At 66.1% G+C, this 21,193-nt stretch carries 24 protein-coding genes; 13 read left to right on the forward strand and 11 right to left on the reverse strand.

The window, feature by feature from the left end:
- Positions 1 to 139 precede the first annotated feature (139 nt).
- Positions 140 to 958 carry an SDR family NAD(P)-dependent oxidoreductase gene (locus tag I2488_RS08755; protein ID WP_196275436.1) on the forward strand — a complete coding sequence of 273 codons (819 nt, stop codon included), beginning with the start codon at positions 140 to 142 and terminating at the stop codon, positions 956 to 958.
- On the forward strand, positions 955 to 1,842 hold the full coding sequence (locus tag I2488_RS08760; protein ID WP_196275437.1) for an alpha/beta fold hydrolase: 888 nt from the start codon (positions 955 to 957) through the stop codon (positions 1,840 to 1,842). The genes I2488_RS08755 and I2488_RS08760 overlap by 4 nt, the downstream gene beginning before the upstream one ends.
- A gap of 104 nt (positions 1,843 to 1,946) precedes the next feature.
- Here I2488_RS08760 and I2488_RS08765 read toward each other — a convergent pair whose 3' ends face one another.
- Positions 1,947 to 3,008 (reverse strand): DUF2332 domain-containing protein, encoded by a 1,062-nt coding sequence (locus tag I2488_RS08765; protein ID WP_196275438.1) that lies wholly within the window; start codon positions 3,006 to 3,008, stop codon positions 1,947 to 1,949.
- Positions 3,009 to 3,050: 42 nt separating this feature from the next.
- Here I2488_RS08765 and hisG point away from each other — a divergent pair, with 42 nt between their 5' ends.
- From hisG to nusB, 3 genes are read left to right on the forward strand one after another with little or no spacing between them, the layout of a single operon-like run.
- Positions 3,051 to 3,722: an ATP phosphoribosyltransferase gene (hisG, locus tag I2488_RS08770; protein ID WP_196275439.1), complete on the forward strand. Its 672-nt coding sequence runs from the start codon at positions 3,051 to 3,053 to the stop codon at positions 3,720 to 3,722.
- Positions 3,722 to 5,011 carry a histidinol dehydrogenase gene (hisD, locus tag I2488_RS08775; RefSeq protein ID WP_196275440.1) on the forward strand — a complete coding sequence of 430 codons (1,290 nt, stop codon included), beginning with the start codon at positions 3,722 to 3,724 and terminating at the stop codon, positions 5,009 to 5,011. The genes hisG and hisD overlap by 1 nt, the downstream gene beginning before the upstream one ends.
- A complete protein-coding gene (nusB, locus tag I2488_RS08780; RefSeq protein WP_196275441.1) occupies positions 5,008 to 5,454 on the forward strand; it encodes a transcription antitermination factor NusB in 447 nt (148 codons plus the stop codon). Before hisD ends, nusB begins: the two co-directional genes overlap by 4 nt.
- Positions 5,455 to 5,551: 97 nt before the next feature.
- On the opposite strand, the gene fghA is transcribed toward nusB, so the two are convergent.
- The 4 genes from fghA to copC all read right to left on the reverse strand — a co-directional run bounded on the left by fghA (position 5,552) and on the right by copC (position 8,104).
- Positions 5,552 to 6,397, reverse strand: coding sequence for an S-formylglutathione hydrolase (gene fghA, locus I2488_RS08785; RefSeq protein WP_196275442.1), 846 nt, complete (start codon positions 6,395 to 6,397; stop codon positions 5,552 to 5,554).
- The gene (locus I2488_RS08790) at positions 6,397 to 6,768 is read right to left on the reverse strand and encodes a VOC family protein (RefSeq protein WP_118073045.1); all 372 of its coding nucleotides are present in this window, start codon (positions 6,766 to 6,768) and stop codon (positions 6,397 to 6,399) included. The genes fghA and I2488_RS08790 overlap by 1 nt, the downstream gene beginning before the upstream one ends.
- Positions 6,769 to 6,865: 97 nt before the next feature.
- Positions 6,866 to 7,711, reverse strand: a complete 846-nt coding sequence (copD, locus tag I2488_RS08795; protein WP_196275443.1) for a copper homeostasis membrane protein CopD — start codon at positions 7,709 to 7,711, stop codon at positions 6,866 to 6,868.
- Between the two features lie 15 nt (positions 7,712 to 7,726).
- A complete protein-coding gene (copC, locus tag I2488_RS08800; protein ID WP_196275444.1) occupies positions 7,727 to 8,104 on the reverse strand; it encodes a copper homeostasis periplasmic binding protein CopC in 378 nt (125 codons plus the stop codon).
- Between the two features lie 142 nt (positions 8,105 to 8,246).
- Here copC and I2488_RS08805 point away from each other — a divergent pair, with 142 nt between their 5' ends.
- Genes I2488_RS08805 through I2488_RS08825 form a run of 5 tightly spaced genes read left to right on the forward strand, consistent with a single transcriptional unit; the run spans position 8,247 to position 12,300 of the window.
- Entirely contained in the window at positions 8,247 to 8,504 is a 258-nt protein-coding gene (locus I2488_RS08805; protein WP_196275445.1) for a hypothetical protein, read from the forward strand.
- Positions 8,504 to 8,941 carry a Spy/CpxP family protein refolding chaperone gene (locus I2488_RS08810; protein ID WP_196275446.1) on the forward strand — a complete coding sequence of 146 codons (438 nt, stop codon included), beginning with the start codon at positions 8,504 to 8,506 and terminating at the stop codon, positions 8,939 to 8,941. The genes I2488_RS08805 and I2488_RS08810 overlap by 1 nt, the downstream gene beginning before the upstream one ends.
- A gap of 4 nt (positions 8,942 to 8,945) precedes the next feature.
- Complete coding sequence (locus I2488_RS08815) at positions 8,946 to 9,512, forward strand: RNA polymerase sigma factor (RefSeq protein ID WP_343071017.1); 567 nt, start codon at positions 8,946 to 8,948, stop codon at positions 9,510 to 9,512.
- Positions 9,513 to 9,538: 26 nt separating this feature from the next.
- On the forward strand, positions 9,539 to 11,308 hold the full coding sequence (locus tag I2488_RS08820; RefSeq protein WP_196275447.1) for a copper resistance system multicopper oxidase: 1,770 nt from the start codon (positions 9,539 to 9,541) through the stop codon (positions 11,306 to 11,308).
- Positions 11,305 to 12,300: a copper resistance protein B gene (locus I2488_RS08825; protein ID WP_246465577.1), complete on the forward strand. Its 996-nt coding sequence runs from the start codon at positions 11,305 to 11,307 to the stop codon at positions 12,298 to 12,300. Before I2488_RS08820 ends, I2488_RS08825 begins: the two co-directional genes overlap by 4 nt.
- A 14-nt stretch (positions 12,301 to 12,314) precedes the next feature.
- Here I2488_RS08825 and I2488_RS08830 read toward each other — a convergent pair whose 3' ends face one another.
- The 6 genes from I2488_RS08830 to I2488_RS08855 form a co-directional block, all read right to left on the reverse strand.
- Entirely contained in the window at positions 12,315 to 13,478 is a 1,164-nt protein-coding gene (locus I2488_RS08830; protein ID WP_196275448.1) for a M20 aminoacylase family protein, read from the reverse strand.
- Positions 13,471 to 13,968, reverse strand: a complete 498-nt coding sequence (locus I2488_RS08835; RefSeq protein ID WP_196275449.1) for an Lrp/AsnC family transcriptional regulator — start codon at positions 13,966 to 13,968, stop codon at positions 13,471 to 13,473. The genes I2488_RS08830 and I2488_RS08835 overlap by 8 nt, the downstream gene beginning before the upstream one ends.
- 12 nt (positions 13,969 to 13,980) lie before the next feature.
- Positions 13,981 to 15,408 carry an aspartate aminotransferase family protein gene (locus tag I2488_RS08840; protein WP_246465578.1) on the reverse strand — a complete coding sequence of 476 codons (1,428 nt, stop codon included), beginning with the start codon at positions 15,406 to 15,408 and terminating at the stop codon, positions 13,981 to 13,983.
- A 127-nt stretch (positions 15,409 to 15,535) separates the two neighbouring features.
- Positions 15,536 to 16,615 (reverse strand): tartrate dehydrogenase, encoded by a 1,080-nt coding sequence (locus I2488_RS08845; RefSeq protein ID WP_196275450.1) that lies wholly within the window; start codon positions 16,613 to 16,615, stop codon positions 15,536 to 15,538.
- A gap of 17 nt (positions 16,616 to 16,632) precedes the next feature.
- On the reverse strand, positions 16,633 to 18,087 hold the full coding sequence (locus I2488_RS08850; RefSeq protein WP_196275451.1) for an NAD-dependent succinate-semialdehyde dehydrogenase: 1,455 nt from the start codon (positions 18,085 to 18,087) through the stop codon (positions 16,633 to 16,635).
- 2 nt (positions 18,088 to 18,089) lie between these two features.
- A complete protein-coding gene (locus I2488_RS08855) occupies positions 18,090 to 18,947 on the reverse strand; it encodes a GNAT family N-acetyltransferase (protein ID WP_196275452.1) in 858 nt (285 codons plus the stop codon).
- Between the two features lie 202 nt (positions 18,948 to 19,149).
- Between I2488_RS08855 and I2488_RS08860 the strand changes: the two genes are divergently transcribed.
- Genes I2488_RS08860 through I2488_RS08870 form a run of 3 tightly spaced genes read left to right on the forward strand, consistent with a single transcriptional unit; the run spans position 19,150 to position 21,192 of the window.
- A complete protein-coding gene (locus tag I2488_RS08860) occupies positions 19,150 to 20,622 on the forward strand; it encodes an aldehyde dehydrogenase family protein (RefSeq protein WP_196275453.1) in 1,473 nt (490 codons plus the stop codon).
- A 52-nt stretch (positions 20,623 to 20,674) separates the two neighbouring features.
- The gene (locus I2488_RS08865; RefSeq protein WP_196275454.1) at positions 20,675 to 20,929 is read left to right on the forward strand and encodes a type II toxin-antitoxin system prevent-host-death family antitoxin; all 255 of its coding nucleotides are present in this window, start codon (positions 20,675 to 20,677) and stop codon (positions 20,927 to 20,929) included.
- Entirely contained in the window at positions 20,926 to 21,192 is a 267-nt protein-coding gene (locus I2488_RS08870) for a Txe/YoeB family addiction module toxin (protein WP_196275455.1), read from the forward strand. The genes I2488_RS08865 and I2488_RS08870 overlap by 4 nt, the downstream gene beginning before the upstream one ends.
- Position 21,193 lies beyond the last annotated feature (1 nt).

Here is a 21,193-nt window from a genome sequence, read left to right on the forward strand (position 1 = left end):
CGGCAACCGATCCCGCGCCCCTACAGAGTCGGGCGCAAACCTTCAAAGCACTTCTGCGCCAAGCCCCCTTCCCTCTCCCGCAAAAGCCTGACACGATGCCTTTAATGGGTCGGTTAAGACTCACCTGAAGGAGAGCAGGATGGCATTTGCAGGGCAGGTTGTGTGGATTACCGGTGCGTCTTCGGGGATCGGTGCGGCACTGGCGCGGGCACTGGCGGCGCAAGGCGCAAAGCTGGTGCTTTCCGGGCGCAACGAAGCGGCTCTGGCAGAAGTGGCACAGGCCTGCGGCGATGCCCTCGTTCTGCCCTTCGAGGCGACCGACTACGGCGCTGCCGCCACTGCCGCCGACAAGGCCTGGAACTGGCAGGGCCACATCGACATGCTGGTCAACAATGCCGGCATCTCGCAGCGCTCTCTCGCGGTGGACACCGCGTTCCCGGTGTACGAACGCATCGTCGCTGTCGATCTGCTCGCCCCCATCGCGCTGACGCAAGCGCTGCTGCCGCGCATGGCGGAGCGCAAGTCCGGGCGGATCGTCATGGTCTCGAGCATTGCCGGCAAGGTCGGCTCGCCCATGCGCACCGGCTACAGCGCCGCCAAGTTCGGGCTGTTCGGCTATTCCGACGCCTTGCGCGCCGAAGTCGCCGGGCTCGGCATCAAGGTCCACGTCATCGCCCCCGGCTCGATTCGCACCGATGTCTCGCGCAATTCGATCACCGCCGACGGATCGCGCCGCGGCGTCAGCGATGCCGTGATCGAGCGCGGGCTCGACCCTGATGTCGCCGCGCGCCAGATGCTTGATGCCATTGCGGCAGACGAGCGCGAGATCATCATGGGCGAAGGCATGGAGAAGGAAATCGGCGAATTGCGCCGCACCCCCGATGCCCTGCACGATCGCATGGCCGAGGTGGTCGCCGCAGGCTATGCCCAAAAGATGAACGAGGGAGCACCGGAATGACCGACCTTCAGCGCATAAAGCTCGCCAGCGGCATCGAACTCGATGTCCTCGACGTCGGCCCCAGGGACGCGCCGACGCTCATCTTCCTCCACGGCTTCCCCGAAAGCCACCGCACCTGGCGCCACCAGATCGTGCACCTCTCCTCGCGCTTCCGCTGCATCGCGCCCGATCAGCGCGGCTATCGCGGTTCGTCCAAGCCGGAAGGCGTGGAGAACTACACGCCCGACAAGCTGATCGGCGACGTGTTCCAGCTGGCCGATGCGCTGGGCGTCCAGCAGTTCACGATCCTCGGCCACGACTGGGGCGGCGCGATTGCCTGGGGCGTTGCGCTGCTTGGCCAGGGCACGCGCGTGACGCGCGCCGTCATCGCCAATGCCCCGCACCCGGTGATCTTCCCCCGCCTGCTCTGGACCGACCGCCAGCAGCGCGAGGCGAGCCAGTACATGCGCGCCTTCCGCGATACTGCCAACGACGCGATGGTGCGCGAACACGGCCTCGGCGCGCTGCTGATGAAGGCGCTCAACTGGGAACGCTCGCCGGTGATGGAAGAGGAAGAGCGCGCCGCACTGTTCAAGGACTGGTCGAACCCCGATGCCGCCATCGCCATGCTCAACTGGTATCGCGCCAGCCCGATGGCCGTCCCGCCGATGGACGCCCCCTTCGAACTGCCCGCAGGCTATCAGGACGCCCCGGTCCCGCCGCTCCAGATCCCCACGCTGGTAATCTGGGCGATGGACGACATGGCGCTGCCGCCCTGCAACCTCGATGGCATGGACAGGCTTGTCACCAACCTCACCGTGGAGCCGGTCCACGATTGCGGGCATTTCGTGCCATGGGAAGCACCCGACGCGGTCAACGCCGCGCTGGACAAATTCATCCGCTGACGGCTCGTCATTGCGAGGAGGCGAAGCTGACGAAGCAATCCAGAGCGTCGCGCAATCCGCTCTGGATTGCTTCGCTCCGCTCACAATGACGAAGAACACTTAACCTAACTGGGTTGGAACCACTCGACCCACGCACCATGGGCATGGGCGGTGCCAAGCACCTGCGGCTCAGCCGCGCCCGGCCAGTAACGCACACTCAACTCGTGGCGAAAGGTCTGGCGGTTGGTCTCGAGCATGACCCATGCCAGCCGCCGCGTTGCATCTGCCTTCGCCCCCGCCTCAGCCATCAGCGCCTCGATCCGCATACGAGTTTCGGGCGGCAGGTATTGCCAGACGATGGAATGGAACACGACCCGCGTGGTGTCATCGTCCTGAGGCGCGGCCAGCCGCTCGGCCACGAAGTCGCCCGCATCCATCTGCGCCACATCGGGAGCCCGCTGCGCCGCCAGCGCAATCGCCGCATCGATCCGCCCGATCCGCTCGGTCACCTCGGCCCAGACATAGGACTTCAGCCGCAGCGCCGCTTCCGGATCGGCAAGGTTCACCGGCGCACGGTCGCAGCCTCTGATCCCGACGATCTCGACATCGGCCTGAGGCGGCGGAGGCCCGCGCCACTTGGGCACGATCCGCATCGGCGATTCCTCCGGCCCGGCGGTCGTCCCGCCAAGGTCGAAGAAGAACCGCTCCATCATCGTGTTGACGCCCGCGCTCGCCCCAAGCTCGTTCAGCTCGAAGCGCGGCCCCAGCCGCTGCGACAGCCACAGCAGTGCCGCCATGATCGAGGCCGACCGACCAGCCTCGTTGGTCTGCGGCGGCCCCTCGAGCCACGGCAGCAATTCGGCATCATGCTCCCGCGTCACCGCCACCACCAGCGCATCGACCTCGGCCTGAACGGTCACCTCGCCGCGATAGACCGGGGCCAGACGCGCATCTTTCCCCGTCAGCACAAGGTTGTGATGCCCGCCCGCGAGCCGGAGTGGCAGCGCGTCCTCCAGCGGCTTGCCCGGCCAGACAGCGATTCGCCTGCCAACCTCGGTAGCGCCATCCAGCAACCGCAATTGCGCCCGCACCACCCGTCCGGTGCAGGGTGCGCCGTTGTTCGTGGCGTGGTCTGCCTGCCATTCTATGGCCTTTGCGACCTCTTCGATCTCCATGATCGGGTTCATTCGGTTGCCCTTTGCGCCGTGCTGCCATAAGGGCGGCGGGTTATGTCCACCGCCGCACCGCTCGTTTTCGCCCTGCCCAAGGGCCGCATCCTCGACGAGGCCCTGCCTCTGCTCGAGAAGGCCGGGATCGTGCCCGAGGCCGATTTCTTTAACAAGGCCTCGCGCGCCCTCTCCTTCGCCACGAACCGCGACGACGTGAAGATCATCCGCGTCCGCGCTTTCGACGTGGCGACCTTCGTGGCGCATGGGGCGGCGCATGCGGGCATCGTCGGCTCGGACGTGATCGACGAATTCGACTACGCGGACCTCTACGCACCGGTCGATCTCGACATCGGCCACTGCCGCCTGTCCGTCGCCGAACCGGTAGAGTTGGTGGAGAGTCATGCCTCTGCCCGCGAGAGTCATGCCAGAGTTGCCACCAAGTACCCCAACCTGACGCGCCGCCACTTCGAGAAGCTCGGCGTGCAGGCCGAGGTGGTAAAACTCAATGGCGCCATGGAGTTGGCCCCCTCGCTGGGCCTTGCCAGCCGCATTGTCGACCTCGTTTCGACCGGCCGCACGCTCAAGGAGAACGGTCTGGTCGAAACCAGCCAGATCCTGCCAGTCTCGGCCCGCCTGATCGTCAACCGCGCTGCGCTGAAGACCGACAGCGCCCGCCTCGGCGCGCTGGTCGACGCCTTCCGCGAAATGGTTGCCGCAAGGAAGGCCGCCTGATGCTGCGCCTGAAATCCAGCGATCCGGGCTTTGCCAAGGCCTTCGCCCGCCTCGTCAAGGACCGCCGCGAGAGCGACGAGAACGTTGCGCGCGACGTGCAGACGATCATCGACGACGTGCGCCTGCGCGGTGACGAAGCGCTCGCCGAATACACCGCCAAGTTCGACGGCCACACCCCCGCCGACGAAGATTGGCGAGTGTCGCCAGAGGCTTGCCGCGAAGCTTTCGACGCACTCAAGCCCGATCTGCGCGCCGCGCTCGAACTCGCCGCACAGCGCATCCGCGATTACCACCGCGCCCAGCTGCCGGAAAACCGCGACTATACCGACGCCAGCGGCATGCGCCTCGGTGCGCGGTGGAGCGCCGTCAATGGTGCCGGACTCTACGTCCCCGGCGGCCGCGCGGCCTATCCATCCTCGCTGCTGATGAATGCGATCCCCGCCAAGGTCGCAGGCGTTCAGCGCCTCGTCGTCGTCACCCCGACGCCCAAGGGCGAAGCCAATCCGCTGGTCCTCGCCGCCGCCCACCTTGCCGGCGCTGACGAGGTCTGGCGCGTTGGCGGAGCGCAGGCGGTGGCCGCGCTTGCCTATGGCACCGCCCGCATCAAGCCGGTCGACGTCATCACCGGCCCCGGCAATGCCTGGGTGGCCGAAGCAAAGCGCCAGCTGTTCGGCGTGGTCGGCATCGACATGGTCGCCGGCCCCTCGGAAATCCTCGTGATTGCCGATGCAAAGAACGACCCGCAGTGGATCGCGGCCGACCTGCTCAGCCAGGCCGAACACGATCCGGTGGCGCAATCAATCCTGATCACCGATGATGCCGCCTTTGCCGATCAGGTGGCGGACATGGTCGGCGTCGAGATTGCCATGTTGCCCACCGCCAAGGTCGCCAAGGCCAGCTGGGACGATTACGGCGTGATCATCGTCGTGGACTCGCTCAACGAAGCGCCCGCGCTGGCCAATGCGCTGGCCGCCGAACACGTCGAGATCGCCACCGACGATCCCCAAACCCTGTTCGACCAGATCCGCCATGCCGGCTCGGTCTTCCTTGGCCGCATGACCCCCGAAGCCGTCGGTGACTATGTCGCCGGGCCGAACCACGTCCTGCCCACCGGGCGCCGCGCGCGCTTTTCCTCGGGCCTTTCCGTTCTGGATTTCATGAAACGCACCAGCTTTATCGAGGCGACTGACGCCGCGCTAGCCGCCGTCGGTCCTGCCGCCATCGCCCTTGCCGAGGCCGAGGGCCTTGCTGCCCATGCCCGCTCCATTGAAGTGAGGCTCGGCCTGTGAACGCGATCTCGGGCAAGGCCCGCGCCGCCTCGCGCCTCGCCGCCGTGCAGGCGCTTTACCAGGTGGACATGGAGAAGACCGCGCTGCACCTGCTGCTGGACGAGTTCCACCAGCACCGGCTGGGCGCGGAAATCGAGGACGTCGAATACCTCAAGGCCGACGTTGCCTTCTTCGACGATGTGGTGAAGGGCGTCGATGCCCGCCGCAACGAGATCGACCTGCTGCTCTCGGCCAAGCTCGCCAAGGGCTGGTCGCTTGCCCGCCTCGACAAGACCATGCTGCAGATCCTGCGCGCCGGTTCCTACGAACTCTTGGCGCGCAAGGACGTGCCGGTAGCGACGGTCATTACCGAGTATGTCGATGTAGCCCACGCCTTCTTCGAAGAGCGCGAGGCCAAGTTTGTCAACGGCGTGCTCGATGCGGTGGCCAAGGACGTACGGTAAGACAGCCAAACTTCGTCATCCCCGCGCAGGCGGGGATCCAGAGAGAAAAGCGCCAGAGTGGATTCCCGCCTGCGCGGGAATGACGAAGGTGTTGAGCCTACAACCGCTCCGCATGCCAGCGGATGTGGTCTTCCATGAAGGTCGAGATGAAGTTGTAGCTGTGGTCGTAACCCGGCTGCAGCCGCAGCGTCAGGTCCACGCCCGCCGCCTTGCAGGCAGCATCCAGCAGTTCGGGGCGCAGTTGCTCGGCAAGGAAGCCGTCGGCATCGCCCTGATCGACCAGCACCGCGCCCGCCGGACGCTTGCCATCCTCGATCAACGCCACCGCATCGTGCCTGCGCCAAGCCGCGCGATCATCGCCGAGATAGCCGCCCAAGGCCTTGTGTCCCCAGGGCACCTGGCCCGGCGCGACGATCGGCGCGAAGGCCGATAGCGACTTGAACTTCTCCGGATAGGTCAGCCCCAGCGTCAGCGCGCCATGGCCGCCCATCGAATGGCCGGTGATGCCCATACGATCCAGATCGACAGGGAAGTGCGCGCCCAGCAGGGCAGGCAGTTCCTCGGCGATGTAGTCCCACATGCGGTAGTGCTGGGCAAAGGGCTCCTGCGTGGCGTTCACATAGAAGCCTGCGCCAAGGCCGAAATCGTAGGCCCCTTCCGCGTCGTCAGCCACGCCCTCGCCACGCGGCGAGCTGTCGGGCGCAACGAAGACGATGCCGAGTTCGGCACAAGCCTTGCGGTACTCGCCCTTGTCGGTGACGTTGGCGTGGGTGCAGGTCAGCCCGGAAAGGTAGACCAGCACCGGCAACTTTGCGCCTTCCGCCGCCTGAGGGGGCAGGAAGACCGAAAAGGTCATTCCCGTCCCCGTCGCGGCGGACTCATGCTTGTAGACGCCAAGCGTTCCGCCATGCGCCTTCGAAGTCGAGACCGTTTCGAGTGACATCAGGCAATGATGTCCAGCGCGCAGAGCTTGTTGCCGGCGGGATCGCGCAGATAGGCGAGATAGTAGGGCGAGCCTTCACGCGGCCCCGGGGGGTCTTCGCAAGCCGTGCCGCCCGCAGCGACGCCAGCGGCGTGCCAGGCGTTGGCCTGTTCCGGATTCATGCGGAAACCGATGGTGCCGCCATTCGCGCCGCAGGCCGGTTCGCCATTGATCGGCTTGGTCACGATGAACAGCCCGCCATTGTGCTGGTAGATCAGGCGCCCCTTGGGGTCGGTGATCGCTTCCGGGCCGCCGAACGCGGCGAAGGTGGCATCGTAGAACTTCTTGGCGGCGTCGATATCGTCGGCGCCAACCATGACATGGCTGAACATAGCTCTCTCCCGTTGACAGGTTGCAGCGGGAAGAGAGCTAAGCCAATGGCTTGCGCGGTCAAGCGTCCGGACGGGAATTCTTTGTTGCCAATTGGCCTCAGGCCACAGGGTCGAGCAGGCCAAGCAGCGCCACCGCACCGACCACGCCCAGGCCGACCGCAAGCTCGAGCAGCAGCGACACGCGCAAGCGCGCCACCGCGCCGGGCTCACCGCGTTCCAGCGACGGCACGAGCCGCCAGCGATTGCCTGCCGCAAGGCCCAGCATCAGCGCGAACAGCGCCAGCTTGACGGCCAGCACGGTAAACCAGCGCGCCTCGAGCAGCATCGGCCATCCCGCGATCGACAGCGTATTGAGCAGGCCAGTCAGCACGAGAACTGCGACAACGACGCTGCCGGTTCGGGCAAAGCGGGAAAGCGCGGCGATGTCAGGGCCGGTGCGTGACAGCGACGACGCGCCGAACATGGCCAGCGCGCCAAGCCAGACGGCGGCGGCGATCAGGTGGAACACATCGGCAGCGCGATGGATCGGCATCTCGCTCGCCCCGGCGTGCCCGGTCCATGCCATGGAACAGAGCGCCACGGCTCCGCCCAGGGCCAGCACCGGCAGGCGCAGACGGCGCAGGGGCAGGAGGCTGGCAAGGATGACAGCGAACAGAGCGGTGAGGCGCCATTCCATCACGCGCCCCAGCGGGGTCTGGGCAAGAACCACTTCGGCCGTGGCCTGATCGAGCTGATCGAGCCCGATCCCGGCCATGGTGGCAATGCTCTCCAACGCCCACCACGCCGAGGCGGCCGCTGCTGCGATTGCCAGCAGGACAAGGCCGAGGCGAGCGCGCAGCGTCAGGACCTGCCCCGCCGCCAGAGCGTGCAGCGGCAATCCCGCAACGAGCAACAGCGCAATATAGGCCGCCGCCCGGGCCGCGATCAGGCCAGTCGTTTCCATGCCCCTCAGGCCGGGTCAGCGCACGGTAAAGGCGTATTGCCCTTCGATGCGGTGCTGGTCGGCGGCAACGGCGTGCCACTTGAGGTTGTAGCTGCCCGCCGGAAGGGCGCGGGGCAGGGTCACGGTCAGGACCTTGCCGGCAGCGGCGGTCTTGAAGCCCTTGATCGGCATCGGCGCGTGGTTGGCCATGCCGGGCATGCCGGTCATCACCAGTTCGATGCCCGAGAGCGGGCCGACGAGCTCTTCCGAGAAGGTCAGGGTCAGAGTGGTCGGCTTGGCCACCGCGGTGTTGGGCGCCGGGTTCGACGAAAGGAGCTTGGGATGGGCAAAGGCTGCGCCGGGCAGGGCCAGCATGGCAAGGGCGGGGGCAGCAAGGAGCGCAAGACGGCGCATGGGAAGTCCTTTCGGGTTGGGATCTGCCTGACATTACGCAGGTCTCCCGACAATCCCTCGCCCATAGCGCAAAATTTGTGTTGAGGGATTCGGCTTGAGCGCGCGTAATGGAAATTGCGTGGAAAAAGGAACCCAGCCAGCGATGGCCGATATCGACGAAGTCTTGGGCGCTCTTGCAGCGAAGGAGGTGCCCGCCTCGCTCACCACCATCGATGATGGCGTGATGCGTGGCCTTGCCGAGCGGCGCGAGAGCGTGACGGCACGGCGCGGCATGGTCATGGCCGTGGCGATTGCTGCGGTCGTCGGGATCGTCGGGTCGATCGCGCCGTCTGCCCCGGCGCAGGCAGAGCCGCTGTTCGGTGTGCCCTCGGGCGCACCCTCGCACTTGCTGGCAGACTGATGGGCGCGGCCTTGCGCTATGTCGTGGTGGCCGTGGTCTCTGCCGCCGTCGCCCTTGCCGCCAGCCACTTTGCGCGCGGCTTCATGCCGATGCAGCACGGCAGCGAGCTCCACCAGTTGATGCACGAGCGGCTCGATCTGTCGGCGGAGCAGAAGCAAGAGATCGACCGGCTCGAGGCGGATTTTGCGGGCAAGCGCCGCAATCTGGACGAACGGCTGCGCGCTTCGAACGCAGACCTTGCCCGCGCGATCGAGAGCGAGCACCAGATCGGCCCCAAGGTGACCGGCGCGGTCGATGCTTCGCACATGGCGATGGGTGAGCTGCAGAAGGCGACGCTGGCCCATGTCTTTGCGATGCGGGCGGTGCTGACGCCCGAGCAGCAGGTGATCTTCGACCGCGAGATCGCCCGCGCCCTGACCGCGCCCGACCACCGCTGAACCGGTGGCGGGGGGCGAAGCTCCGGAGGACAGCGATCCCCATCTGGTCGCGCGCGCGCTGGCCGGGCAGCAGACCGCCTACGCTGCGCTGATGGCGCGCCATCGCGAGGTGGTGTTCCGGCTCGCCCGTCACCACACCGGCGACGAAGGCGAAGCGCTCGACGTGACGCAGGAAGCGTTCATCGCAGCCTTCGCCTCGCTGGCCAGGTTCGACTCCGCCCGCCCGTTTCGCGCCTGGCTGATGCGCATTGCCGTCAACAAGTGCCGCGACTGGGCGCGGCGGCGCGCGGTGCGGCGGCTGTTCCGCATGGCGCGGCCCCTTGAGGACGCCTTCGACGTTGCCGATCAGGGCCTCGACCCTGAAGCCGAAGCGATCTCGCGACGCGAACTGGCCCGCGTCTCGGCCGCCATTGCCGCGCTTCCGGCCAATCTCAAGGACCCGCTGATCCTGTGCCGCCTTGAAGGGATGAGCATGGCCGAGGCCGCCGACGTGCTCGGCCTTACCGAAAAGGCGGTGGAGACTCGAATCTATCGCGCACGGCAAAAATTGTCGGAAATGCTTGAGGGATAACCCGTCTTCCTGCGTAATTGCGGGTAATGACCGACATGCTCCATCTCAACCGCCGCAACCTGCTTCTCGGAGCCGGTGCTCTTGCCGCAATGCCGCTTGTCCCTGCCTGGGCGCAATCGGGACACGGCGGACACACGATGAAGGCCGGGGCCATGGCCGGGCGCAACAGCGGCGGCGTGCTTTCGGGCGAGAGCATCGCCCTGTCGATAGGCGCGGCGAAGTTTGCGGTGGGCGATCGATCGGCCCCAGCCGTCGCGGTCAACGGCTCGATCCCGGCCCCGCTCATCCGCCTGCGCGAAGGGCAGAAGGTGCGCATTGCCGTTACCAACACGCTGGCCGAACAGAGTTCGATCCACTGGCACGGGGTGCTCGTGCCGTTCCAGATGGATGGCGTGCCCGGCCTGTCCTTCCCCGGCATCGATCCGGGCGAGACCTTCACCTACGAGTTCCCGGTCGTGCACTCGGGCACCTTCTGGTACCATTCGCACTCCGGCATGCAGGAGGCGGTCGGCCTCTACGGCCCGATCGTGATCGACCCCGCCGAGCCTGATACCGCCGCCCCGTTCGACCGCGAATACGTGCTGATGCTGTCGGACTGGAGCCCGATCAACCCGCACGAGCAGTTGCGCAAGCTCAAGGCCATGGGCGGCTACTTCAACTGGCAGCGCCAGACCGTCGGCGGGTTGCTCAAGGGCCGTGACCAGAGCCTCAAGGACCGGCTCGAATGGGCCAAGATGCGCATGGACGCGACCGACATCTCCGACGTCACCGGCGCAACCTATTCCTTCGTCATCAACGGGCACGACACCGCCGCCAACTGGACCGCGCTGTTCCGCCCCGGTGAGCGGGTCAAGCTGCGGATCATCAACGCCTCGGCAATGACAAACTTCAACTTCCGCATCCCTGGCCTACCGATGACTATCGTAGCTGCCGATGGCTGCAACGTGCAGCCGGTCGAGACCGACGAGTTCCAGATCGCGATTGCCGAGGCCTACGACGTGATCGTGCAGCCGACCGAGGCCGCGCCCTTTGGCATCATCGCCGAGGCGATCGACCGCTCTGGCCTGGTCCGCGCCACGCTCGCCCCGCAGATCGGCATGGCCGGTGCCATTCCTGCCCGCCGTGCCCGCCCGGTCCTCACCATGCGTGACATGGGCATGGACATGAGCGGCATGGACATGGGCGACGGTGGTGAGATCGACCTGTCCAAGCCGGCCAACGAGAGCATGGCCGGTCATTCGATGAAGATGCGCGATCTCTCTCTCGCTCCCGGCGTGAAGCCGGGGCCGGGGGTCGCCACGATCTCGCCGATGCCGGCAGATCGCCTCGGGGACAAGCCAACAGGGCTCGAGGACGTCGATCACCGCGTGCTGACTTACGCCGATCTGCGCTCACGCGATGCGAACCCAGACCCTCGCACGCCCTCGCGCCAGATCGATGTGAACCTCACCGCCAACATGGAGCGCTACATGTGGTCCATCGATGGCGAGACCATCTCCGACGGCGCCAAGCCGATCCCGTTCCGCAAGGGCGAGCGGGTGCGGGTGAACCTGATCAACCACACGATGATGCCCCACCCGATCCACCTGCACGGCCATTTCTTCGAACTGGTCACGGGCGAGCCGGGAAATCGACCGCGCAAGCACACCGTCAACGTCCTGCCCGGCGGCAAGGCCAGCTTCGACCTCACCGCCGATGCCGAGGGCGACTGGGCGTTCCATTGCCACATGCTGCTGCACATGCATGCGGGGATGATGCGCGTTGTCACGGTGCGAGCCACGGGAGACGCGGCATGAAGCGCCTGCTGCTCGCAGGGGCCGCGCTGATCGCCACGCCCGCTCTCGCGCAGGAAGCGCAGGATCCGCACGCTGGCCATGACATGAGCCAGATGCAGGGCCAAATGGACCATTCCGGCCATGACATGGGGGCGATGGAAGGCATGGACCACTCCATGCACCAGCAGTCCGCACCCGATGCGCCTGCCGAAGCCGCGCCGATGGACCACTCCGCCCACGCAGGCCACACCATGCCGGCCGTGTCCGACAGTGAAGTCGGCAACGCCGCCCCTCCGCCTGTCCCGACCGACCATCCGGCCGATGCCTACTGGGACAAGCAGCGCATGGCGCAGGCCCGCGCCGATCTGTCCAAGGAAGGGCGCTTCTTCGGCAATGCCCTGATCCTTGACCGCCTCGAATATCGCCCCCGCAATGGCAAGGACGGCTACGCCTGGCAGGCCATGGGCTGGATCGGCGGCGACATCGATCGCCTCGCCGTGGAAACCGAAGGCGATGGCGCATTCGGCGAACCGCTCGAAACCGGCGAGGTGCGCGCGGCATGGCGCCACGCGCTCGATCCGTGGTGGAACTTCGAACTCGGCGTGCGGCAGGACTTCGGCAGCGGCCCCGACCGCACTTATGGCGTGATCGGCATCGAAGGCCTTGCCCCCTACTGGTTCGAAGTCGGCGCGCATGCCTTCGTATCGAACAAGGGTGACGTGCATTTCCGGCTCGAGGCCGAACACGACATGCGCCTGACCCAGCGCCTGATCCTGCAACCGTCCGTCGAGATCGACGCCTCGGCGCAGGATGTGCCCGAACTCGGCATCGGCGCGGGCTTCGAGAAGATCGAGCTGGGCGCGCGCCTCCGCTACGAATTCGCCCGCGAGTTCGCGCCCTATGTCGGCGTGCACTGGGAGCGCAAGCTGGGCGAAACCGCCCGTCTGGCGCGGCTCGACGGCGAAAACCCGTCGCAGGTCAGCGCGGTTGTCGGCCTGCGGATGTGGTTTTGAGGATCACCTGATCCTCAGACCAGCCAATGCTTTGCCAAAGCGACGTGCAGCCGCACCCCGGTTTCCATCACGGCGTCATTGAAATCGTAATGCGGATTGTGGAGCGGGGCCGCGTGATCCTGCGTGCCTTGGCCAAGCCAGATATAGGCGCCGGGACGCTGCTGGAGCATGTAGGAGAAGTCTTCTGACGTCGGCGCCGGATCGGGGGCGAGTTCGGCCCGCGCCACGCTCGCGGCAACTTCCAGAGCGTCTGCAGCGGCAAACGGGTCGTTGATCGTGGCAGGGTAGTAACGGTCGTAATCGAGCGCTGCCTGCACCCCGAAGCTGGCCTCGGTCCCCTTCAGCATCGCCCGCATCCGCTCCTCGATGCGGTCCTGCACGACTGGATCGAAGGTGCGCACCGTACCGCCGATCATGACTTCGGCCGGAATCACGTTGTGCGCATGGCCGCCATGAATCTCGGTGATCGACAGGACGGCATTGGCCGATGACGGCACCGCCCGCGCCACGATGGTGTTGAGCTGCTGCACCAGACTGGCGGCGGCAAGGATCGCATCCGGGCTGTCCTGCGGGATCGCGGCGTGGCCGCCCTTGCCGGTCAGCGTGATGCGGAACTTGTCGGCCGCGCCCATGATCGGGCCGGGGCGCGTGCTGATCGTTCCGGCCGGCAGGCCCGGCCAGTTGTGCAGGGCATAGACGCGGTCGCAGGGGAAGCGTTCGAACAGTCCTTCTTCGATCATCACCCGCGCGCCGCCCTGCCCTTCCTCGGCAGGCTGGAAGATCAGGTGAAGCGTTCCGGCGAAATCAGGGTCCGCAGCCAAGACGCGCGCGGCGCCGAGCAGCATGGCAACATGGCCATCGTGGCCGCAGCCGTGGAAGGTGCCGGGCGTCGTGCTGGCCCAGGGCAGGTTGGTCTGCTCGTCGATCGGCAGCGCGTCCATGTCGGCGCGCAGGCCCAAGGTACGGATGCCTTCGCGCTTGCCCTTGAGCACGCCGACGAGGCCGGTCGTACCGATTTGCTCATGCACTTCGATGCCAAGGGCGCGCAGTTCGGCGGCGATGCGCGCGGCGGTGCGGTGTTCGCAGAAACCGAGTTCGGGGTGGGCATGGATGTCGCGGCGAAGGGCAACGAGATCGGGCAGAAGGTCGGCCAGATCAGGCCTCAAGGAATCAGGCATGCGTTTGTCCGAACAGGTTCTGGATCGGGAAGTGGTGCTTGATGAAGGGCGATTTGATCACGACGTAGCTGAAGTACTTCTCGATGCCGTAGTCGCTTTCCAGCATGCCTTCGATGATCGACTGGTAATGCGAAACCCCGCGCGCCACGAACTTCAGCAGATAGTCATATCCGCCCGAAACGAGATGGCATTCGACGATCTCGTCGATCTTGACGATGCGGCTTTCGAAGCGGCTGAAATCGCCCCGGCGATGCTCGCTGAGCGTGACCTCAGTGAATACGGTGAGGAATTCGCCGAGCTTGTTGAGGTTCACGTGGGCGCCGTAGCCGGTGATGTACCCAGCCTTCTCCAGCCGCTTCACGCGGGTCAGGCATGGGCTCGGCGAGAGGCCGACCGCATCGGCCAGTTCCACGTTGGTGATCCGCCCCTCCTGCTGGAGCTTGGCGAGGATCTTGAGGTCAATCCTGTCGAGCTTGGGTCCGGGCAGCATGGCGGTTCCCCCTCAGGCCGTCTGCAGCGCGACGGTCGCGCGGATGTCGGGCTGGTCGAGCAGCTGGTCGAGCGAGCGTTCGACCCGCTCGAAGATCATGTCCATTTCCTCGAGCGTGCAGCACAGCGCCGGTGCAAAGCCGAGCACGGCATTGGCAAAGCAGCGCACGATCACGCCGTTGCCATAGGTCAGCTTCGAAAGCCGTCCGCCAATGTCCAGCGAGGCATCGAACACCGCCTTGGTTGCCTTGTTCGGCGTCAGTTCAATCGCGCCGAGCAACCCGCGCCAACGCACGTCGCCCACCAGCGGGTGCGCCTTGATACGCTCCATGTGTTCCGCAAAACGCTCGCCGGTCTTGCGACCATTTTCCAGCAATCCGCCTTCGCGATAAAGGCGCAGCACTTCAAGTGCCACGGCAGCGGCGACGGGGTGGCCGGAATAGGTCTGGCCGTGGCCGATCGGCAAGGCAGCCGGAGCGGCATCGGCGATGGTCTGGTAGACATGATCGGCCATGAACATCGCGCCCATCGGCACGTAGCCTGCGGTCAACCCCTTGGCCGTCGTCATGAAATCGGGCGAGACGCCTTCATCGAGGCAGGCGAATAGCGGGCCGGTGCGGCCGAACCCGGTGATCACCTCGTCAACCAGCATCAGGATGCCGAGCCGCGTGCAGGCCTCGCGCAGCGCTTTCAGCCAGCCGCGCGGCGGGACGATCACGCCGCCCGAGCCCTGAATCGGCTCGCAGCAGAACGCCGCGACGTTGTCTGCGCCGAGTTCGGCAACCTTGGCTTCGAGCGCAGCGACGGTAGAGGCGATCACGGCCGCATCGTCGTCCCCTTGCGGGTGGCGGTACTGGTAGGGCGAGGCGATGTGGTGCTGCCATGGGCGCGGCAGATCGAAGTTGCGGTGGAAATTGCCCAGCGCGGTCAGCCCGGCACCAAGGCTGCTCGAACCGTGGTAACCCCATTCCAGCGCAATGAAGTGCTTCTTGGAAGGCTTCCCCGCCGCGTTCCAGTAATGCACGATGTAGCGGATCGCGCTGTCGACCGCGTCCGACCCGCCTTGCGTGAAGAACACGTGGTCCAGCCCTTCGGGCGCCGCCGCAGTCAGTTCGCCAGCAAGCCGGATCACCGGTTCGCTGGCGAAGTGGAAGTAGCCGGTGGCGTAAGGCAGCTTGCGCATCTGCTCGGCCGCCGCTTCGACGATCGAGTCCTGCCCGTATCCGACGTTGACGCACCACAGCCCGGCGAAGGCATCGAGCAGACGGTTGCCGTCGGCGTCGGTCAGCCACATGCCCTTGCCGGATTCGAGCACGATTGCGCCATGCTGCTCATGCCCCCGGAACGACGTGACCGAATGGATCAGGTGATCGCGGTCGATATCGATCAGGGAACGGTTGGAAAGGGCAGATGCAGGGGAGGTCATCGCAGGCTCGTCCATTGGGGAACAATGGAGCGAGCCTATGCCGCTAGCAAGAGCGGGATAGTTCGAAAGCGGTGCGTGAGAGGCGCTTTGCAGGCCTTGATGGCGCAGGGCGCAGCATTTTATGCCGCACCCCGTCCGGACCTCAGCCGAGCGCTTCGGCGATGGCCTTCCCGCAGTCCTCGGTGCCTGCCGCGCCCTTGAGATCGCGGGTGCGGGCAGACGGTGTGGCGAGGACCTGCTCCACCGCGCGCATGATCGCTGCCGCAGCTTCCGCTTCGCCGAGATGTTCGAGCATCATCGCCGCCGACCAGATCTGACCGACCGGATTGGCGATGCCTTGCCCGGCGATGTCCGGCGCCGAGCCATGCACCGGCTCGAACAGCGAGGGATGCGTGCCTTCCGGGTTGATGTTGCCCGATGGTGCCACGCCGATCGTGCCGGTGCAGGCAGGGCCAAGGTCGGACAGGATATCGCCGAACAGGTTCGAGCCGACCACCACGTCGAAGCGATCCGGGTTGAGCACGAACTGCGCGGTCAGGATGTCGATGTGGTACTTGTCGTGGGTGACGTCGGGATACTCCGCGCCGATCGCCTCCACGCGCTGGTCCCAGTAGGGCATGGTGATGGCAATGCCATTCGACTTGGTGGCGCTGGTCAGGTGCTTGCGCTCGCGCTTCTGCGCCAGATCGAAAGCATAGCGCAGCACACGGTCGACGCCGATGCGGGTCATCACCGTCTCCTGGATCACCACCTCGCGCTCGGTGTTCGGGAACATGATGCCGCCGACCGAAGAGTATTCGCCCTCGGTGTTCTCGCGCACCACCCAGAAGTCGATGTCGCCCGGTTCGCGGCCCGCCAGCGGGCAGGGCACGCCCGGCATCAGCCGCACTGGACGCAAGTTGACGTACTGGTCGTATTCGCGCCGGAACTGCAGGAGCGAGCCCCACAGCGAGACGTGATCGGGCACGGTATCCGGCCAGCCCACCGCGCCGAAGAAGATCGCATCGGGGCGGCCGATCTCTTCCTTCCAGTTCTCGGGCATCATCCTGCCGTGGCGCGCATAGTAGTCGCAGCAGGCGAAATCGTGCCACTTCTGCTCGATCTCGAAGCCGAACAGCGCAGCGGCCCTTTCCAGCACGCGCATGCCTTCGGGCATGACTTCCTTGCCGATGCCGTCGCCGGGAATGACCGCGATGGTGTGCTTGCGGGTGTTACTTGTCATGGTTGCCCCCGACGTGTTCAGATCTTCAGGCCGCCGATGTGGAAGGCCTTGGTTTCCAGATATTCCTCGATGCCTTGCGTGCCGCCTTCGCGGCCCAGGCCCGATTGCTTCATCCCGCCGAACGGTGCCATTTCCATCGCGATGGAGCCGGTGTTGAGCGCGACCATGCCCGCCTCCAGCGCCTCAGCCACGCGGAATGCGCGGTCCAGCCCTGACGTGTAGAAATAGCTGGCGAGGCCGTAGTCGGTGTCATTGGCCAGCGCGATGGCCTCGTCCTCGGTCTCGAAGCGGAACAGCGGAGCGACCGGGCCGAAGGTCTCCTCGGAAGCAAGGCGCATGTCCGGAGTGGCCTCTGCGATCACCACCGGCCGCGCAAAGTTGCCGCCTTGCGCGCCCTTGCCCGAGAACAGCACCTTGCCGCCCTTGGCCAGCGCATCCTCGATGTGGGCCGAAACCTTGTCCACCGCCGCACGATTGATCAGCGGCCCGGTCGTGGCACCGGTGTCCATCCCGTTGCCGACATTGAGCGCCTCGACCGCCGCGCCGAGGCGGGCAGCGAACGCATCGTAAATCGGCGCGTGAACGAGAATGCGGTTGGCGCAGACGCAGGTCTGCCCGGCATTGCGGAACTTGCTCGCCATCGTCGCCTTGACCGCCAGATCGAGGTCGGCATCGTCGAACACGATCAGCGGCGCATTGCCGCCGAGTTCCAGGCTCAATCGCTTGATCGTGTCCGCGCTCTGCCGCATCAGCAGCGAGCCGACGCGGGTGGAACCGGTGAACGAAAGCTTGCGCACCACCGGACTGGCCGTGATCGCTGCGCCGATCGCCTGCGGCATGCCGGTCAGGAGGTTGATCGTGCCTTTCGGAAAGCCTGCGCGGATCGCCAGCTCGATCAGGGCGAGCGCGGTGAACGGCGTCATTTCCGAGGGCTTGATCACCACCGGGCACCCCGCCGCAAGAGCTGGCGCGCACTTGCGGGTGATCATCGCCGCGGGGAAGTTCCACGGCGTGATCGCCGCCGATACGCCGACCGGCTCGGTCAGCACGATGATCCGCCGGTCCCGCTCGGGCGAGGCGACGTTGCGTGCGCCGACCCGGCGGCCCTCCTCGGCAAACCACTTGATGAAGGTCGCGGCGTAGCGGATCTCGCCCTGCGCCTCGGCCAGAGGCTTGCCCTGTTCGGCGGTCATGATCCGGGCAAGGTCATCGAGATTGGCCAGCACCAAGGCGTGCCACGCCTCGAGCAGCACTGCGCGCTCGCCCGCCGTGCGCCGCCGCCAGTCCGCCCATGATGCCTGCGCCGCCGCAATCGCCGCCTCGGCTTCGGCCGCTCCGCAATCGGGCACAGTGCCGATCACCTCGCCCGTCGCAGGATTGGTTACCTCAAGGGCAGGAAGGCCAGCGGAAATCCACTGGCCATCGATCAGCGCGGCCTGCCGCAGCAGGGTGGGATCATTGAGGTTCAGCATGTTCAACCCAGCGCCTGTGCGGCAATTGCAAAAGTCCTGATGTCGTCATCGACGACGGGCGCGGGCCCCAGCGCCATCACGGTCACCCGCCCTACTTCGGGCAGCCCAAGCTCCTCGAGCCAAGGCCCCAGCCCGCAGCTTTCGGAAATGTCGAGCCGGCAGAAGCTGCCCGATTGCGTGCCCAGCCAGTGGGCAATGAGCGCCTTGGCCCCGGTGAGGTCCGGCGCGATCACCGGCGCAATCGCCCAGCCGCGCCCGAAGCGGCGCAGCACGGCAAAGCCGGTCTGCTCATGCTCGCGGCACAGCACGACCGTGCTGCCCTCGGCCTGGAAGGCATCGAGCACGGCTTTGCGATCCATGCCCGAGGCCTTGGCATAGAGCGCCTCCAGCGCCTCGCCATCGGCCGCACCCATCGGCCGCACACGCTCGCCGGAACGCAGTTCGACGAGCGGCTGCGCCGGAGCGACGGCCTGGTGCTGACACACCACGCCCAGTTCCTCGAAACCCAGTTTGCGATAGAGCGGCAGGCCTTCCGCCGTGGCGTTGAGGATGACCGTCCGCCCCGTCAGGCGCTCAAGCATCGCATCCATCAGCTTGCGCCCCAGCCCCTTGCCCTGCATCGCGTTGGTCACGATCACGAGACCGAGGGTCGCAAAGCTTTCGCCGAACTTCCAGCCCATGATCGTGCCGACGACCTTGCCGTCAACTTCGGCAACCACGCCCTCGCCGATGGACAGGAACAGCGCGATATCCTCCTCGCGATGCGGCCACTGCTGCTCGATGCACAGTTCGGCGGCGGCGTGGACATCCTCGCCGGTCATTGCGCGCATGACGATCTGCGTCGCGTCCTGAACTGCCATAGGATGCTCCCGGAACAAGCGTGTGAGAGGGCGCGCAAGACGCCGCGGTGATGCTTCGGGTCTAACCAGCGGCGATCAACATGAGGTGCCGGTTTTCCATTTTATTCGGAACATTATCGCGCCGCCTGCCACGCCTTTGCCGCGCCGATTGCGGAAGCGACGGCATAGACTGCCGCATCCCCGCCACTGCCGGAAATCCGCAATGTCCCTGTTCGACCCCGAAGCCATCCGCCCTGCCCTTGCCGCCAATTTCATCGGTGGCCAGGCAGTGGTCGGACGCGGCCAGAGCTTCATGGTGCTGCGCCCTTCGGACGGGGGAGTGCTCGGCGAACTGCGCTCGGCCGACGCGGATCAACTGGCCGAGGCGGTGGAAAATGCCGCGCTTGCCCAGAAGGCCAGCGGCTGGGCCACGATGGAACCGCGCGGGCGCATGCGCCTGCTGCGCCGCTGGGCTGACCTGATCGAGGGAGACTCCGCAACGCTCGCTCCGCTGGAAGCCGCAGGATCGAGCCGCACCCTGCCCGAAGTCCTCGCCTGGGACCTGCCCTACACCGCCGAATGCATCCGCTTCTTCGCCGAGTTTGCCGACAAGCACGGCGGCGAGATCGCCGCGACCACGCCCGACAAGCTCGGCTTCACCCTCACCGAACCCTATGGCGTGGTCGGCGCCATCGCCCCGTGGAACCTGCCGCTGGTCATGGCCGCGTGGAAGCTTGGCCCGGCGCTCGCCGCAGGCAATGCGGTGGTGCTCAAGCCATCGGAACTGACGCCGTTCTCGGTCGTGCGCCTTGCCGAACTGGCCGTCGCTGCTGGTATCCCGGCCGGTATCCTCAACGTCGTGCAGGGCGGCGGTGCCGACATCGGCGATGCGCTGGTGCGCCACGAACGCGTCGGCAAGGTCAGCTTCACCGGCTCGACGCGCACTGGCCGCGCCATCATGACCGCCTGCGCGCAGACGGGTCCGAAGCCTTCGACGCTGGAGCTTGGCGGCAAGAGCCCGCAGCTGGTCTTTGCCGACGCCGATCTTGGCAAGGCCTCGGCGCTGGTCGCCCGCGCGATCACGCTCAATGCCGGGCAGGTCTGCGTCGCTGGATCGCGCCTGCTGGTGCAGGACAAGGTGCGCGACGAAGTGGTCGAGCGCCTCACCGCCGCATTCGAAGCCCATCGTCTCGGCGCGACCTGGGCCGAGGGCACCACGATGGGGCCGATCATTTCCGAAGGCCAGCTCGCCCAGATCGATGGCGTGGTCCAGCGCGCTCGCGCCGCAGGAGCCGAAGCTGTGACCGGAGGCGCCCGCGCCACGGCCCCACAATCGGGCAGCTACTACCAGCCAACCCTTCTCGCCAACGTCGCGGAAAACAGCGAAGCCGTGCAAGGCGAGATTTTCGGCCCGGTCCTCACCGTGCAGTCCTTCGCCGACGAGGACGAGGCGATCGCCTTGGCCAACGGCACCCGCTACGGCTTGGCCGCTGGCGTCCACACCAATGACCTGTCGCGCGCGATGCGGGCCGTCCGCGCCCTCGAAGCCGGAACGGTCTGGGTCAACCGCTATGGCCGGTCTGACGACTTCATCCTGCCCACCGGCGGCTTCAGGCAGTCCGGCGTCGGCAAGGACCTCGGCCGCGAAGCCTATCTCGCCTCGTGCAAGGTCAAGACGGCGCTCATCCAGATCTGATCACTTGCATTTGTACATAAATTTGTACATTAAGAGTGCAAGGAGATTTGCCGTGGATGTCATCAGCTATTCCGACACGCGCGCCCATCTGAAGGAAGTCATGGATCGCGTCGTCGAGGATCGCGCTCCAGTGATAATCTCGCGCCAGAAGGCTGAATCCGTGGTGATGGTTTCCCTCGCAGACTGGAATGCGATGGAAGAGACGATACACCTCCTTTCCTCCGCCAACAACGCTGCACGGCTCAAATCCGCCATTGATCAGCTCGATGCCGGAAAGGGGCAGCCGCGCGAACTGATTGAACCGTGAGGCTGGTCTTTGCCGATGCTGCCTGGGAAGATTACCTCCACTGGCAGGCGACCGCGCCGAACGTGCTGCAGCGGATCAACGACCTCATCAAGGAATGCCAGCGCACGCCATTCAAGGGCACCGGCAAGCCCGAGCCATTGAAGGGCGATCTCAAGGGCTGGTGGTCCCGCCGGATCACGCTGGAGGACCGGCTGGTCTACCGCGTCTCAGGCAATCCGCCGGACCAGCAACTCGAAATCGCGCAGTGCAGGTTCCACTACTGAC

The organism is Novosphingobium jiangmenense, assembly GCF_015694345.1.
Taxonomy (GTDB): domain Bacteria; phylum Pseudomonadota; class Alphaproteobacteria; order Sphingomonadales; family Sphingomonadaceae; genus Novosphingobium; species Novosphingobium jiangmenense.

What these genes read in the sequence shown, in the direction of transcription:
- I2488_RS08805 (WP_196275445.1), top strand. Translation starts at nt 8,247, where the DNA reads ATGGCCGATATCGACGAAGTCTTGGGCGCTCTTGCAGCGAAGGAGGTG.
- copC (WP_196275444.1), bottom strand. Translation starts at nt 8,104, where the DNA reads ATGCGCCGTCTTGCGCTCCTTGCTGCCCCCGCCCTTGCCATGCTGGCC.
- fghA (WP_196275442.1), bottom strand. Translation starts at nt 6,397, where the DNA reads ATGTCACTCGAAACGGTCTCGACTTCGAAGGCGCATGGCGGAACGCTT.
- I2488_RS08835 (WP_196275449.1), bottom strand. Translation starts at nt 13,968, where the DNA reads ATGCTGCCCGGACCCAAGCTCGACAGGATTGACCTCAAGATCCTCGCC.
- I2488_RS08845 (WP_196275450.1), bottom strand. Translation starts at nt 16,615, where the DNA reads ATGACAAGTAACACCCGCAAGCACACCATCGCGGTCATTCCCGGCGAC.
- I2488_RS08790 (WP_118073045.1), bottom strand. Translation starts at nt 6,768, where the DNA reads ATGTTCAGCCATGTCATGGTTGGCGCCGACGATATCGACGCCGCCAAG.
- hisG (WP_196275439.1), top strand. Translation starts at nt 3,051, where the DNA reads ATGTCCACCGCCGCACCGCTCGTTTTCGCCCTGCCCAAGGGCCGCATC.
- copD (WP_196275443.1), bottom strand. Translation starts at nt 7,711, where the DNA reads ATGGAAACGACTGGCCTGATCGCGGCCCGGGCGGCGGCCTATATTGCG.
- I2488_RS08820 (WP_196275447.1), top strand. Translation starts at nt 9,539, where the DNA reads ATGACCGACATGCTCCATCTCAACCGCCGCAACCTGCTTCTCGGAGCC.
- I2488_RS08765 (WP_196275438.1), bottom strand. Translation starts at nt 3,008, where the DNA reads ATGAACCCGATCATGGAGATCGAAGAGGTCGCAAAGGCCATAGAATGG.
- I2488_RS08840 (WP_246465578.1), bottom strand. Translation starts at nt 15,408, where the DNA reads ATGGACGAGCCTGCGATGACCTCCCCTGCATCTGCCCTTTCCAACCGT.
- I2488_RS08810 (WP_196275446.1), top strand. Translation starts at nt 8,504, where the DNA reads ATGGGCGCGGCCTTGCGCTATGTCGTGGTGGCCGTGGTCTCTGCCGCC.
- I2488_RS08855 (WP_196275452.1), bottom strand. Translation starts at nt 18,947, where the DNA reads ATGGCAGTTCAGGACGCGACGCAGATCGTCATGCGCGCAATGACCGGC.
- I2488_RS08830 (WP_196275448.1), bottom strand. Translation starts at nt 13,478, where the DNA reads ATGCCTGATTCCTTGAGGCCTGATCTGGCCGACCTTCTGCCCGATCTC.
- I2488_RS08850 (WP_196275451.1), bottom strand. Translation starts at nt 18,087, where the DNA reads ATGCTGAACCTCAATGATCCCACCCTGCTGCGGCAGGCCGCGCTGATC.
- I2488_RS08825 (WP_246465577.1), top strand. Translation starts at nt 11,305, where the DNA reads ATGAAGCGCCTGCTGCTCGCAGGGGCCGCGCTGATCGCCACGCCCGCT.
- I2488_RS08760 (WP_196275437.1), top strand. Translation starts at nt 955, where the DNA reads ATGACCGACCTTCAGCGCATAAAGCTCGCCAGCGGCATCGAACTCGAT.
- hisD (WP_196275440.1), top strand. Translation starts at nt 3,722, where the DNA reads ATGCTGCGCCTGAAATCCAGCGATCCGGGCTTTGCCAAGGCCTTCGCC.
- I2488_RS08755 (WP_196275436.1), top strand. Translation starts at nt 140, where the DNA reads ATGGCATTTGCAGGGCAGGTTGTGTGGATTACCGGTGCGTCTTCGGGG.
- I2488_RS08860 (WP_196275453.1), top strand. Translation starts at nt 19,150, where the DNA reads ATGTCCCTGTTCGACCCCGAAGCCATCCGCCCTGCCCTTGCCGCCAAT.